We start from the raw sequence: 13,618 nt of genomic DNA on the forward strand, positions 1-13,618 counted from the left end.
CTCCGGAATTTCAGGCGGAGCGGGTCTCGTTTTCTATATAAAAGAGAGGTGAAAGTATTTGCGGATTTTACATACGGCTGACTGGCATCTTGGAAAAACGCTTGAAGGAAGAAGCAGGCTGAGTGAACAGGCCGATGTGCTGGATGAACTGAATACGATTGTAAAGGATGAGCAGATCGATGCCATTGTAATGGCGGGGGATGCATTTGACACCGTAAACCCGCCAGCTTTAGCCGAGCAGCTGTTTTATGAAAGCCTGTCTGCGCTTAGCGACAGAGGAAAGCGCCCGATCGTTGTCATTGCCGGAAACCACGATAATCCTGACCGTTTGTCCGCCGCTTCACCGCTGACACATGAAAACGGCATTCATTTAATCGGTTATCCGACAACAGAGCCGATTCATATTGAAGTGCCTTCAGCAGGAGAGCTTTTGGCGGTTGGAGCACTGGCGTACCCATCTGAAGCGCGGTTAAATGAAGTGCTATCCGATACGTTTGATGAAAAGCTGCTCCGTGATCACTATGATGTGAAAATCAGGCAGGCGTTTGAGCATATGACAAGCCGGTTCCGGAACGATGCAGTGAAGATTGCCGCCAGCCATATTTATGTGGCAGGCGGAAACCAAACCGATTCAGAGCGGCCGATTGAAGTCGGCGGTGCATACACGGTGGCTGCTGAAAGCCTGCCGGCAGATGCCGCTTACGTTGCGCTCGGCCATTTGCATCGCCCGCAAACGATCAAGCGGGCGCGGACGCTTGCGCGTTATTCAGGATCTCCGCTCGCCTACAGCTTTTCTGAAGCGGGCTACGCTAAATCAGTGACGATTGTGGACGCAAAGCCTGGGGAAGAGGCCACTTGGCAAGAGGTGTTATTATCAAGCGGCAAGCCACTTGTGAAGTGGAAAGCGGCAAATGGATTGAGTGAGGTGTACAGCTGGCTGGATGAAGACAGAGATCAGAATGCTTGGATTGACCTGGAAATCCGTGTCGCGGACCAGCTGTCACTTGAAGAGATTCACAGGCTGCGGAAGGCGCACCCGGGCTTTATCCATATCAGGCCGGTTTTTGAAGAACGGAACAAAGACCGGGAACGGATCGAGGTTAAACATGTCTCAATCGAGGACCGCTTTAAGAAATTTTATGAAAAACAAACTGGCGGTGCGGTGCCGGATGAAGAAATGGTGAAGCTGTTTTTAGAGCTTGCATCAGGCGTTGAAGAGGAGGATGCGAAATGAAGCCGATCGCCTTAAGCATTAAGGGGCTCCACAGCTTTAGAGAGGAGCAGACGATAGATTTTGAAGGCCTTTCCGGTGCTGGTGTTTTCGGCATTTTCGGCCCGACAGGAAGCGGTAAATCCTCTATTCTCGACGCAATGACGCTTGCTTTATACGGAAAGGTGGAACGGGCGGCGAATAATACGCACGGTATCTTAAACCAGGCGGAAGATACGCTGTCTGTTTCCTTTACCTTTGCGCTTCAGACGAATCACCAAATCTCATACAAAGTCGAGCGTGTGTTTAAGAGAACGGATGAAATGAAGGTAAAAACGGCACTTTGCCGCTTCATCGAAATCAAGGACGAGCATACGGTGCTGGCTGATAAAGCCAGCGAAGTGAATAAAAGAGTTGAGGAGCTCTTAGGGCTGACGATCGACGATTTTACGAGAGCGGTGGTGTTGCCCCAAGGGAAATTTGCTGAATTTCTGTCTTTAAAAGGGGCAGAGCGCAGGCATATGCTTCAGCGTTTATTTAATTTGGAGCAATATGGAGACAGGCTTGTGAAAAAGCTGAGACGGCAGGCGCAGGAAGCCAATGCGAGAAAAAATGAAATGCTTGCTGAACAGTCCGGTCTCGGTGAGGCGAGCTCAGAGGCAGTTGAGCAGGCTGAAAAGGCTCTCGAACAAGCTGAAGCCCGGCTGGAAGCGATGAGGAAGAACCGTGATCAGGCGAAGGAGCGGTTTACAGAGCATCAGGAGATATGGAATGTCCAAAAGGAAAAATCCGCTTATGAAGAAGAGGAAAAACGTCTCGCAGAAGAACAGCCGCATATAGACAGCATGCAAAAACGCCTGCTGGAAGCAGAAACAGCAGCAGCTCTTAAGCCCTATGCGGACCGGTACGCAGAAGCGATCCAGCATGAGGAACAAGCTGAAAAGGAACAAACGCTAGCCCAAAAGGATTTAGCAGACCGGACAGCTTTCTTTCAGCAAAAACATGAAGAGTATGAAGCGTGGCGCCAGCATAAAAGCGAGAAAGAGCCTGAGCTTTTAACTGAGCAGGAACAGCTTTCACGCTTGCAGGAAATCGAAATCAAACTGAGTGAGGCCAAGCAAGAGAAAGAGCGCAAAAAGACTGAACTCCAGCAGAAAGAAGAGGCTCTTCAATCTGTCATGAATGAATTGGAGACGGTAACAGACCGCCTGACGCGGGGACAAAACAGACAGACAGAATTGAAACAGCAGCTCAAATCCCTGCAGGTGACATCCAATGAGCGAAAAAGCTGCCATCAGGCCGCAGAAATGGTATTGCGCATCAGACAAACCGAGGAGCAAATCAAAAAAGAGAAAAAACGAAGTGAAGAATTGAACCTCGTGCTGCAGAAGATGAATGAAGAGAAGAATACACTCGTTCAAAAGACGGAAGCGGAAGAAAACAACATCATTCAGGCATATGAGGCAGTTCAAACTGTGTATCATTTGGTGTGCGAAACGGAACGCTCATTAACACGTATGACGGAAGAGGCTAGAAAGAGTCAACACACGCTTCATTTACAGCGTGAAAAAGCAAGGGTGGCACTGCTGACAAAAGAGTTAGCCCAAAAGCTGACTGCCGGAAAGCCTTGCCCGGTATGCGGTTCAACCGATCATGATCCATCTGCCTCAGTACATGAAACATATGAAGCCGACAGCCATCTTGAAGAGGACATCAAACGGACAGATGTGTTATTGACGGAAGCTGCAGTTCTCAGCCAGGAGATTCTTTCAGCCAAAATTACGCTTGAAGAACAGTCCGCGCGCTTTATTGAACAGTGTCCGTTTTTGCAGACAATTCAAGCGCAGAACCTTGAAGCGGCAGCTTCCTTCGAACATCAGCCGGTGTATGAAGCATTTGAAACTGCCAAATTCGAATGGAAACGAATCAAGCAGGACATTCTTTCTGTTAAGACACGAATGGCACAAATGATCGGCGCCTATCAGGAGTCTTTAAAAAAGGCCGAGCAGCTTAATGAAAAAATCGGTTTTGAAAAAAGAGAAGCTGACCGTATTGAAAGCATCATCAGCGAGCTTCAATCCTCAATGGACAGCAGTCTGAACATGTTTAAAGAAGCATTTCAGAATCAATCTGTGGACGAAGCAGAAAAATGGCAGCAAGCCATTGAAGAAAAGGACCGGGCTGCAGAAGAATGTGAAAAACGAATTGAGAAGAGTATCGCGTTTCTTGCTGAGCATGAAGCACAAAAGGAAAAACTGCGGGAATTGGGACACCGGCTTGAGCGGGAAAAGCTGGAGCTTCATTATGCGGCTGAACGCATCAAGAGCGTGATAGCTGATTATGAGCACGAACTCGGAGATTATGCAAAAGGAGATTCGATTCAAATCAAACTCCGCTCTGTCCAGCAGGATCTAAAGCTGTTAAAGGAAAAAGAACAATCTTTATATGAAGAACTGCAAAGCGCCCAAATGAAGCTCAACCAGGCGAAAAGCCGCGCTTCGGCAAGCGAGCTCACTCTTCAAGAGGCGAAGGGCAGATTGGAAAAAGCAAAAGCTGCTTGGCTTGAGCATACAAAAAACACCTCCATTACCCGGACTGAGGAGGTTGAACAAAGTCTCATCCCAGCCGATGAACTTGAAAAGATGAAAACCGGCATAGACCAGTTTATGGATAAACTGAAGCAAAATGCTGCAAACTTAAAACGAGTAGCAGAGATACTTGCCGGCAGAGCATTATCAGAGAGCGAATGGAACGAAACCGTTGCAGCATTACAAGAAGCTGAGGACGCATTTGGCGCTGCTATAGAGGAAAAAGGCGCGGCCGCAAAAGCACTGGCTGTCATTCGCGACCATCATAAACGGTTTAATGAAATTGAAGCTGAACTGAAAAAATGGCAGACGCATATCGACAGGCTGGATAAGCTGCAAGCTGTGTTTAAAGGCAATACCTTCGTCGAATTTTTAGCTGAGGAGCAGCTTGAAAGCGTTGCGAGGGACGCCTCAGCAAGACTCAGTATGCTGACAAGACAGCGCTATGCCATCGAAGTAGATTCAGAAGGCGGCTTCGTGATGCGGGATGACGCGAATGGAGGCGTAAGACGCCCGGTTTCCAGTTTGTCTGGAGGAGAGACCTTCCTCACCTCGCTTTCACTTGCTCTTGCGCTGTCTGCGCAGATCCAGCTTCGCGGGGAATACCCGCTTCAGTTCTTTTTCTTAGACGAAGGCTTCGGCACACTGGATCAAGATCTGCTTGATACGGTTGTAACGGCCTTGGAAAAACTTCAGTCAGACAATCTGGCTGTCGGTGTCATCAGCCATGTGCAGGAACTGCGTGCACGGCTTCCGAAAAAGCTGATTGTCCATCCGGCTGAACCGAGCGGCCGCGGTACGCGGGTATCACTTGAGTTGATGTAAGGGAGGAGCGGATATGGCAAAGCAGACTGCCGGAATATGTGAGCTGTGCGGCCGGAGCAATGTCCAGCTGACAGAGCATCATCTCACACCGAAAGAGGAAGGCGGAACGTTTTTGCCGACAGCGATGCTCTGTATTCCTTGTCATAAACAGATTCATGCCTTATATACCAATCAAGAGCTCGCTGTACGTTTAAACAAAATGGCTGAACTCAGAAGCGATCCAGAGCTTGCCCGGTTTGTCAAATGGATCAGAAAACAGCCGCCTGAGAAGCTGATCAAAACTAAGAAATCAAATGAACGAAAAAAGAAAAAATGACTAAAAAGCAGCCCTCTCTTTGCAGAGCGGCTGCTTTTATCCGTTTCCAACCATATCCTGATCGTTGACATCGGGGTCTATATAATTTGTCGCGTTGACTGCATTATTTAATAGAAGGAAATCTCCCGTGTTTCCTGCTCCCGAACCGAGCGCAGATTTTGAAGAGCTTTTCGGAGAAAGGTAAAAGGAATCACCAAAGTTTACGACTCCGCCCGATATGGAATTGATAGCTATAGGCCCGACAATTGCTGGCATAAACGACACCCTTTATCGAAGTCTCTGTTTATTATATGTTCTTGGCGGGCGATTGTGAGCGCGGAGACTGAATCTGTCTGATATGTTTGATTCTCGCATCACCGCAGATAAGCGAAGCTGAACCAGCATGTAAAACAGAAGAGGCGGACACCCCTTGAATTTTGATGCTGCGAACATAAATAGCCGGCACCTCGTGGCAAAATGCGCTTTGTACACCTGTTTCGCGAATCGGCTTCACTGCCTGCTGCTGAAAGATTTGGTACTCCTTTTTGTTAAATGAGCCTTCATTATTGTAAAACGTGGACAGAGAACGCTGAACAGCAAATACTTTTACACTCATATCGATTTCATTTGTGTCGCCAACTTGAAACACACTTGCGATCCCGAGGGAATTACACTTAACTAGTCTGATGCGTGATATGCGTTTAAGCATTATTCTGGCGTAATCGGAGCAAACGGCCCGATAATAAGAGATTCAGGCGGTGTATCAAAAATAGAAGACAGGTAGATGGATTCAGTGTCTCCGATGTGGAAAACGGAGGAACTGGACACACCGTTCATCCGGATGTCCCCGACTTCCAAGCTGCGGTTGATGACTGTAAAGATCATGCTTGCTCATCTCCTTTCATTTCTGATGGAATATGCTCCAGAAAGTGTTCTACAGCGCGGATGACATCACGCTTCACATGCTCAGCGATATGTTCTGCATATTGTGCAGGCGGTGTATTTTCTTCTTTTTTGATATGGGACATATAATAGTGAATCCGGCTGTCCATTTGTTTTCTGATGTCTTCAATAACATGATGTCTGTTTGTATCGTCAAGTCTGCTGTCATATTGGTTTTCAAGCTGTTCCAAAATATCTGGGATTTCTTCGGTTAAGTACATGTCGACATTCTGGCGGATCTGCTGCATGAGCTGAGCGCTCTCTTCCTGCTGCATCATCCCGATTTGCGGTGTCGACTGGCTGACTTCAAAGTTTTGGACGCTGTTCGGGTCAGTCGGATTTAAGCCGATATTCAAAGTCCCGTCGAGCCTTTCAATTTTCAGCTGATCAAATTTATACTCCACACGCTCAATGGTAGTGGCCGGCCGCTGTTTCATCGTATTCATTTCAGTTTGAATCTCTTTCAGCTGACGTTCGAGCTGCTGAATGTGAATCGCCTGCTGCTGAACGAAGGAATTCAAGTTTTGCAGGTAAGAGGAAACAGATTGATCATACATGTTCTTTCACCTCTTTCATATGATTAACGGCCAGGAGGCTGGAGCGGGACCAATGAACCTGTGTCGGGCTCCTGCAGTTGGAGCGGTTGCCCTGAGCCAGAAACTTCTGGTGCCGGTTCTACATAACTCCCTGTATTATACAAATTTGACAGAGACTTGATTGATCCGGCGCTCCCGATTTGCAGAATGGAGGAGTTGCTGATTGATTCCAGCCGGAGATAGTTGATTTGAATGGTTTGATTAATATAGAAGTTCATGAGCCTCACTCCTTTTACGCATTGGCCACGATCGGCTGATCAACCGCATCATTGTCATACACATTCGTCGCGTTTTGATAATTCATCACCTTGAGGCTGTCGCCGGTATTAAAGCTGCCAGCACCGGCAAACGTTCTGACCTGAGCCTGAGGAGAAATCGTAATGCAGTCCCCGATGTGAACGACTCCGCTCGTACCAATCGCATTAATTTTAAACGCTCCGACAATGGCCGGCATACGAGCACATCCTTTGTTGAAAAATTGAAAAAAGACAGGTAAAGTGAAATGACAATTCTGATTTCAATTGGGCTATTCACGATAGCTTATGACAAACGCACATATGTGTGAGAGAAATTTAAAGGGGATATATCGGCTTTTGATGAAAGCGTTTTATTTTTTGGGCCGTTATGTTTAAACATGGTAAAAGAGGATGTTGGGTATAAATTGAGCGGAAATGCGGCGAAGGATGCCGCTATCCGCCTATGGTGATTTTTGTTTATTTCTTTGGTGTTTTTGCGTGTAGAATGCTTTTTGGAGTATGTCGTGCTGCGGTATTCGATTTTTGGGCGGGCACATTCTCGCCCTGAGGTATATCTCAGAAGTGCTGAGCAAAAATCGGAGTTACATGTGGTGTATTCTAATTGTTATAGAAAATGATTTACATACGGGAGTTTTCAAGATATCTCCCAAAAATCATTTCTTCTTTAATCCGGGTATTCAGCAGGATATCCAGCTCTTGGCTGCATTGAATCGTTTCTTTTGAATTCATGCCGTATTTTTGTGCGGTTTCAATTAGTGTGATCCTCATTTCTTCAATTTTACTGTTCATTACGCTATCTCCAATTCTAGATTTTATTTTGATATAAATACAGGATATCGTTAGTATAACCTATTTTGGCTCAAAAGGTTGCCTTTCGTCAATTTGACTAAAAAAGCGACAATTTTTGCTGCGGCCTTTTTTAATGGAGAAAGGACTAAAGTCTTGCTAAGTGTGCTTGCAAAAAGTCCTGCCGTTCCTCAATTTCTCTAAGTATGTTGGTCTGCTCCTTTTCGATCTGAAAGGGGCTTTTTTTGATAAAAGGATCATCAGCAGCACTTTGACAAATGTCAAGGTGCCATTCGTTGATGAGAGGAGATAATCGTTCAATAGTAAACGACCGCTTCAGCACGTTTTTCATTAAGGTGTGATATTGCGACCTGAAGGCGGGAATGGATAGAAGCCTTGACGAAAGCGTCTTTCCTTTTGTCAGAAGCGGGTCTTCTTCATACCATTCTTGTACGGCAAGCGATCTTGTCTCCATCGGGGAAACGTAAAGCCGACCGGATTCGTTTAAACAAAATGTGTAGTAAAAGCCTTGATTGGTGCAGGCGTTGCCGATCAGCCACAAAAAAAACAGCTTGACATCCAGATACAATTTAATCCTTTCAGCCAATTCGTCATCTCCGGCTGTGCGGATCAGTATGAAAAATTCATGTAAGAATGCCGAGGAATCATTGTTAAAAAGGGACAATGGAACCCTTGGATCGGCCGTCTTCACTCCGTAACTCCTTTTACCGGCTGGCTGATGGTTCTTGATGTTCAAATAAATGCCTTCAGGCTGGCCATTGATGGTCAGAAAGCTGTACGAGGCAACGGGAGCAGGTACGCCGATCTGGTCAAAAAAACAATAGGCGAGTCTGCGCCGCATCAGGGACGGATCATCCTGTTCTGCATTCAAAAAAAGTGTCCTTTCACCAAGCAGAGACTTTTCCCAGCTGATTTCATAGGATGCCTTTTCCGCTCTGTCACGCTGTGTGAGAAGAATGGGAGAAACAGATCGATCTGTTACGAAAAGCCCCTTGGCTGTACCTTTCCTTTTCAGCTGCTCCCGATGAAAAAATAAATGCACGCGCTCCATATTCTTTCCTCCTTCTCAAAACGACATTTGTATGATATGTAGAGCAAGCCCGTCCTGAAACGAAATGAAAACGGAATTGAGAAAAAGGGATTTCAGCATTCGACAGAGAATACATGAAGGAGCATTCTGATTTAAAAGATGATGGAGGAATAACATGAAATTTGCGACAGGGGAACTTTACAACCGAATGTTTGTCGGCCTGATCATTGACGATGAGAAAATTATGGATTTGCAGAAGGCTGAAAAAAAACTGTTTGAACTTGAGACGATTCCGGGATCGCTGATTGAATGTATCGCAGAAGGGGATAAATTCGTTGCGCATGCAAGGCAGCTGGCCGAGTGGGCAAAGAAACCGAATGATGAGCTGGGATCATTTATGTATTCATTATCTGAGGTGAAGCTCCATGCACCCATTCCGAAGCCATCAAAAAATATCATCTGCATCGGCAAAAACTACCGGGATCACGCGATTGAAATGGGGAGCGAGGCTGATATTCCGGAGCATCCGATGGTATTTACAAAATCGCCGGTAACGGTTACGGGGCATGGTGATATCGTAAAGAGCCATGAAGAGGTTACCTCTCAGCTTGATTATGAGGGAGAACTTGCTGTCGTGATCGGAAAAAGCGGGACTCGCATTTCAAAAGAAGATGCATATGACCATGTTTTCGGATATACGATTGTGAATGATATCACGGCGCGTGATCTGCAAAAAAGGCATAAGCAGTTTTTTATCGGAAAAAGCTTGGATACGACATGTCCGATGGGGCCCGTGCTTGTACATAAATCATCGATTCAGGAGCCAGAGCGCCTCAAGGTTGAAACAAGAGTCAACGGCGAGCTGCGCCAATCCGGTTCGGCAAGCGATATGATCTTTTCCATTCCGGAATTAATTGAAACCCTCTCAAAGGGGATGACGCTTGAAGCGGGCGACATTATTGCCACCGGTACGCCGTCTGGTGTCGGCAAGGGGTTTACGCCTCCAAAATTCTTGCGGTCAGGTGACAAAATTGATATTACAATTGATCCGATCGGAACGCTGTCAAACCAAATTGGCTGAATAAAACTGGAGGGCGGACCCGGACCCGCCCGTTTTTTCTGATAATCATCTTTGTGACAGAGGACAAGTTCATGGTACTATAAGTGGGGTAATTTATCTGATAGGGGGAACATATATGACACACCTACATATTACGACATGGGTGGTAGCGCTGATTCTGCTTTTCGTCAGCTACTCGCTGTATTCGTCAGGAAGTGCAAAGGGCGCAAAAATCACTCATATGATTCTGCGGTTATTCTATATCCTTATTATTTTGACAGGAGCTGAGCTGTTTGTCCGTTTCGCCAACTGGAACGGAGAATACGCCGGCAAAATGATTCTGGGCATTATCACCATCGGCCTGATGGAAATGCTCCTCATCCGCAAGAAAAAAGAAAAATCAACAGGAGGCCTGTGGGTCGGCTTCGTCATTGTCCTTTTGCTGACAGTGCTGCTCGGTCTGCATTTGCCAATTGGTTTTCAATTGTTTTAATAGAAAAACCTATGAACCCGGCTCTTTGATAGAGCTGGGTTTTTTTATATTTATCCCCTCATATTCCAAATCATTTAAAATAACCTTAAAATTCCCTGTAAGCGGTATCTCGTCCTATGAAATTATGATACCTTCAAGGAGATTCATTATTTTGCAGGAGGGATAACATGAAACGCAGAAAATTCAGCTCGGTTGTGGCGGCAGTGCTTATTTTTGCACTGATTTTCAGCCTTTTTTCTCCGGGAACCAAAGCTGCAGCGGCCGGCGCGATCGATCAGGCGGCTGCTCTGGAAAACGGCAAAGAGCAGACAGGCGCCATGAAGGAGCCGGAACAGGTGAAATGGTACAAAGTGACCCCGGGAGCAACGGATATTCAGAAAAACTCACATATGGCACTGACCGTAAAGAGTGATTCAGTACTGAATGTATCTGTATATCCAAGTAAGGAAAAAGCGCTTAAAGATGAGACGTTTGAGATGTACCGTTCTTTCACAGCGGAGGATGGAAAAAGCGAAGTCATCTTTCCATACGCGTGGAGCGGCCCTTACTATGTAAAAGTTGAATACCTCGGAGAAGAAGAGCCAGAGGACGACGGAACGGCAGAAGCAGCTGCAGAAGCCAAGTATACGATTGGGTATAAAGGCACCAAAAAACAGCCGTCAGATTTAGAAGAGGAAGAAGCTTGTCCGGTTGAAATGAGTGTCGATCAGAAGAAATCAGGAAAAGGCATCCTGGATAAGTTGAGAGCGATTCGTGATGAGCAGCTGAGCCAAACAGCAGAAGGCAAAGAACTGACAAGTCTTTATTACAAAGCAGCACCGTTTATCGTTGCAAAACTCGCACTCAATAAAACAGCAAGAAATGAAATCTATCAGGATCTTGTGACATTAAAGCCGTTATTTGACGATGTGTCAGAAAACGGAGCATCATCTTCGTATAAGGTCACTGAAAAGGATCAAAAAGCAATCAACCGGCTATATGATAAAGCTTTACAATCAGTCCCGTCATTCCTTAAAGAGGAGATAAAGAAACAAGCGGACCGACTAAATATGAAGCAGCTGCAAGGCAAAACAGCCGGAGCCATTTTAACAGAAAACAATATTGCAGCAAAAAGTGAAATTCAGACAACAAAGGTTATTTTCAAGGTGAAGGACAATAAAAGCCTCTCATCCGTACATAATGAAATGAAGGGCTTTTCTGCAAGCGCGCAATCGAAAAAAGACATATCCAATGTGAAAAAGGCAAAGAAACTGTTTGACAATCTGTATTCATTTGAACTTCCGAAAGACGAGAAACAGAACGGCGCATATACGGCAAGCGCCAAAAGGGTCAAAAGCGCTGCTGCGACACTATCCAAGATGTCCAATGTAGAGTTTGCGGAACCCGTGCAGGAATACAAAAGCCTGGCAAACGATATTCAGTACCCTTATCAATGGCCGCTTAAAAACAACGGTGAAAACGGCGGTGTCAAAAATGCGGATGTGAAATATGAGCCTGCCAACACATTGCTGTCCAAACGCAAGCTTAACGATACACTCATTGCAGTAGTAGACACAGGCGTAGACAGCACGCTTGCTGATTTAAAAGGAAAAGTAAGAACAGATCTCGGACACAATTTTGTCGGACGGAATAACAATGCAATGGATGATCAGGGGCATGGGACGCATGTCGCAGGCATTATTGCGGCCCAAAGCGATAACGGCTATTCAATGACTGGATTGAATGCCAAAGCAAAAATCATCCCTGTAAAAGTGCTTGATTCCGCAGGTTCCGGAGATACTGAACAAATTGCTCTCGGCATCAAATATGCTGCTGACAAAGGAGCAAAGGTGATTAATTTAAGTTTAGGCGGAGGCTACAGCCGCGTGCTTGAATTTGCTTTGAAGTACGCAGCTGACAAAAATGTCTTGATTGCCGCAGCCAGCGGGAATGATGGAGAAAATGCCTTATCTTATCCTGCATCTTCTAAATATGTGATGTCAGTCGGCGCAACGAACCGCATGGATATGACCGCTGATTTCTCTAACTATGGAAAAGGTCTGGACATCTCTGCTCCAGGGTCTGATATCCCGAGCTTAGTGCCGAACGGAAATGTCACGTACATGAGCGGAACGTCTATGGCGACGCCGTATGCTGCCGCTGCTGCAGGATTGCTGTTTGCTCAAAATCCTAAGCTGAAAAGAACAGAAGTTGAGGATATGTTGAAAAAGACGGCAGATGATATTTCCTTTGAAAGTGTCGATGGCGGAGAAGAAGAGTTGTATGACGATTATGGCGATCCGATTGAAATTCCGAAGACACCTGGTGTAGACTGGCATTCAGGCTACGGGCGGCTGAACGTCATGAAGGCTGTCAGCGCAGCTGATTTACAGCTTAAGGTCAACAAGCTGGAAAGCACTCAAACAGCTGTCAGAGGAAACGCGAAGGAAGGCACACTTATCGAGGTGATGAACGGCAAAAAGAAACTCGGCAGCGCCAAAGCCGGAAAAGACAATGCGTTCAAGGTTAATATCGCGCCTCAAAAACAGGATCAAGTACTGTATGTGAAAGCAACAAAAGGCGATGCGAAAACATCGTATAAAGTTGTCGTCGTCAAAGGAAAACCTTCCGGCACACCGAAAGTAAACGCGGTGAAAACGAAGGATACGGCAGTAAAAGGGAAGGCAAACAGCAAAGCGATGATCAGAGTGAAAAACAAATCAAAGAAAGTCATTGCTTCTGCCAAAGCTGACGCAAAAGGAACGTTTTCGGTGAAAATCAAAAAACAAAAAGCCGGAACGGTGCTGTACGTCACGGCTGCGGATACAGATAAAAAAGAAAGCAAGGAAGCAAAAGTTGTTGTTGAAAAGTAACCAAAAAGCGGTGCTCGATGCACCGCTTTTTTATTTGCGCCCCCGTTGGACTGCTGAATACATAATGGATCGCTTTCCGTTTGAATCCGTCCATTCAAAACGGTCTCCTGTCCCTTCGTTGCTGTAGTGATGCTGCATCGCGCATTGTGCGGTGTCATTTGAAAAGTGATAAAAGGACACACCCTGCCCCGCCGAAGTATTCGAAAAGACTCCTTTATTATAAGAAAAGACGCAATCGAATACCGATAAGCCGAAGCTGTGCAAGTGCTGCAGAAATGCGAGAAAGGTTTCGTCGTCAAGCGAATCCAAAAGCGCCATAAGCGGCCGCTTGACTGATTTCTCATAGCGGATGCGTTCTCCCCCGGAAAGGGAGATGTTTTCTTCACCGCATGCCAGAACCAATTGATCCTGGAAGCCGGCTTGCTCCCACTTTCCTTTATGATGGACCCAGATTGGGCTGTGTTGGAGAGTGTCCGCCAAAAGTATATCACCTTCTCCGTTTTCGATTAAACAGATGCCGTCTTCGATGAGGATGGTGCCGTATTCCCATTTTCGTTCCTCTGTATATATCAATTGTTTCCGTTTCATCCATGCTGTCTCCTTTTTCTTCATTCCTCTCTTTTCTTTCCAATTCAAGCCTGTCCCATACAACTCTTTTATGGA

Annotated in this window: 15 protein-coding genes; 6 read left to right on the forward strand and 9 right to left on the reverse strand. The window is 46.0% G+C overall.

The window, feature by feature from the left end; translation table 11 throughout:
* Positions 1-58: 58 nt before the first annotated feature.
* From sbcD to hlpB, 3 genes are read left to right on the forward strand one after another with little or no spacing between them, the layout of a single operon-like run.
* The gene (gene sbcD, locus FB592_RS06490; protein ID WP_095252612.1) at positions 59-1,234 is read left to right on the forward strand and encodes an exonuclease subunit SbcD; all 1,176 of its coding nucleotides are present in this window, start codon (positions 59-61) and stop codon (positions 1,232-1,234) included.
* A complete protein-coding gene (gene sbcC / locus FB592_RS06495) occupies positions 1,231-4,623 on the forward strand; it encodes an exonuclease subunit SbcC (protein WP_141949388.1) in 3,393 nt (1,130 codons plus the stop codon). The genes sbcD and sbcC overlap by 4 nt, the downstream gene beginning before the upstream one ends.
* Positions 4,624-4,636: 13 nt before the next feature.
* Positions 4,637-4,939 carry an HNH nuclease-like protein HlpB gene (gene hlpB, locus FB592_RS06500; RefSeq protein WP_070548784.1) on the forward strand — a complete coding sequence of 101 codons (303 nt, stop codon included), beginning with the start codon at positions 4,637-4,639 and terminating at the stop codon, positions 4,937-4,939.
* 36 nt (positions 4,940-4,975) lie between these two features.
* Here hlpB and FB592_RS06505 read toward each other — a convergent pair whose 3' ends face one another.
* The 8 genes from FB592_RS06505 to FB592_RS06540 all read right to left on the reverse strand — a co-directional run bounded on the left by FB592_RS06505 (position 4,976) and on the right by FB592_RS06540 (position 8,571).
* Entirely contained in the window at positions 4,976-5,194 is a 219-nt protein-coding gene (locus FB592_RS06505; protein WP_003233096.1) for a spore germination protein, read from the reverse strand.
* Positions 5,195-5,225: 31 nt separating this feature from the next.
* A complete protein-coding gene (locus FB592_RS06510; RefSeq protein ID WP_141949389.1) occupies positions 5,226-5,627 on the reverse strand; it encodes a spore germination protein GerPE in 402 nt (133 codons plus the stop codon).
* Positions 5,627-5,803, reverse strand: coding sequence for a spore germination protein GerPD (gene gerPD / locus FB592_RS06515; RefSeq protein ID WP_021479597.1), 177 nt, complete (start codon positions 5,801-5,803; stop codon positions 5,627-5,629). The genes FB592_RS06510 and gerPD overlap by 1 nt, the downstream gene beginning before the upstream one ends.
* A complete protein-coding gene (gene gerPC / locus FB592_RS06520) occupies positions 5,800-6,417 on the reverse strand; it encodes a spore germination protein GerPC (protein WP_014476381.1) in 618 nt (205 codons plus the stop codon). Before gerPC ends, gerPD begins: the two co-directional genes overlap by 4 nt.
* A gap of 23 nt (positions 6,418-6,440) precedes the next feature.
* Entirely contained in the window at positions 6,441-6,674 is a 234-nt protein-coding gene (gerPB, locus tag FB592_RS06525; RefSeq protein ID WP_003233090.1) for a spore germination protein GerPB, read from the reverse strand.
* Positions 6,675-6,688: 14 nt separating this feature from the next.
* Positions 6,689-6,910: a spore germination protein gene (locus tag FB592_RS06530; RefSeq protein ID WP_003233088.1), complete on the reverse strand. Its 222-nt coding sequence runs from the start codon at positions 6,908-6,910 to the stop codon at positions 6,689-6,691.
* A 421-nt stretch (positions 6,911-7,331) separates the two neighbouring features.
* Entirely contained in the window at positions 7,332-7,502 is a 171-nt protein-coding gene (yisI, locus tag FB592_RS06535; RefSeq protein ID WP_003233086.1) for an aspartyl-phosphate phosphatase YisI, read from the reverse strand.
* A gap of 145 nt (positions 7,503-7,647) precedes the next feature.
* On the reverse strand, positions 7,648-8,571 hold the full coding sequence (locus tag FB592_RS06540; protein ID WP_134991603.1) for a CotH kinase family protein: 924 nt from the start codon (positions 8,569-8,571) through the stop codon (positions 7,648-7,650).
* A gap of 154 nt (positions 8,572-8,725) precedes the next feature.
* Between FB592_RS06540 and FB592_RS06545 the strand changes: the two genes are divergently transcribed.
* From FB592_RS06545 to wprA, 3 genes are all read left to right on the forward strand, one after another.
* A complete protein-coding gene (locus FB592_RS06545; protein ID WP_003245441.1) occupies positions 8,726-9,631 on the forward strand; it encodes a fumarylacetoacetate hydrolase family protein in 906 nt (301 codons plus the stop codon).
* A gap of 115 nt (positions 9,632-9,746) precedes the next feature.
* On the forward strand, positions 9,747-10,103 hold the full coding sequence (locus FB592_RS06550; protein ID WP_003244937.1) for a YisL family protein: 357 nt from the start codon (positions 9,747-9,749) through the stop codon (positions 10,101-10,103).
* A gap of 167 nt (positions 10,104-10,270) precedes the next feature.
* A complete protein-coding gene (gene wprA / locus FB592_RS06555) occupies positions 10,271-12,955 on the forward strand; it encodes a cell wall-associated protease WprA (protein WP_141949390.1) in 2,685 nt (894 codons plus the stop codon).
* 30 nt (positions 12,956-12,985) lie between these two features.
* Here wprA and FB592_RS06560 read toward each other — a convergent pair whose 3' ends face one another.
* Positions 12,986-13,567, reverse strand: a complete 582-nt coding sequence (locus tag FB592_RS06560; protein ID WP_141949391.1) for a DUF2777 domain-containing protein — start codon at positions 13,565-13,567, stop codon at positions 12,986-12,988.
* Positions 13,568-13,618: the final 51 nt, after the last annotated feature.

This window comes from Bacillus sp. SJZ110 (genome assembly GCF_006715455.1).
GTDB classification, from domain to species: Bacteria; Bacillota; Bacilli; order Bacillales; family Bacillaceae; genus Bacillus; species Bacillus subtilis.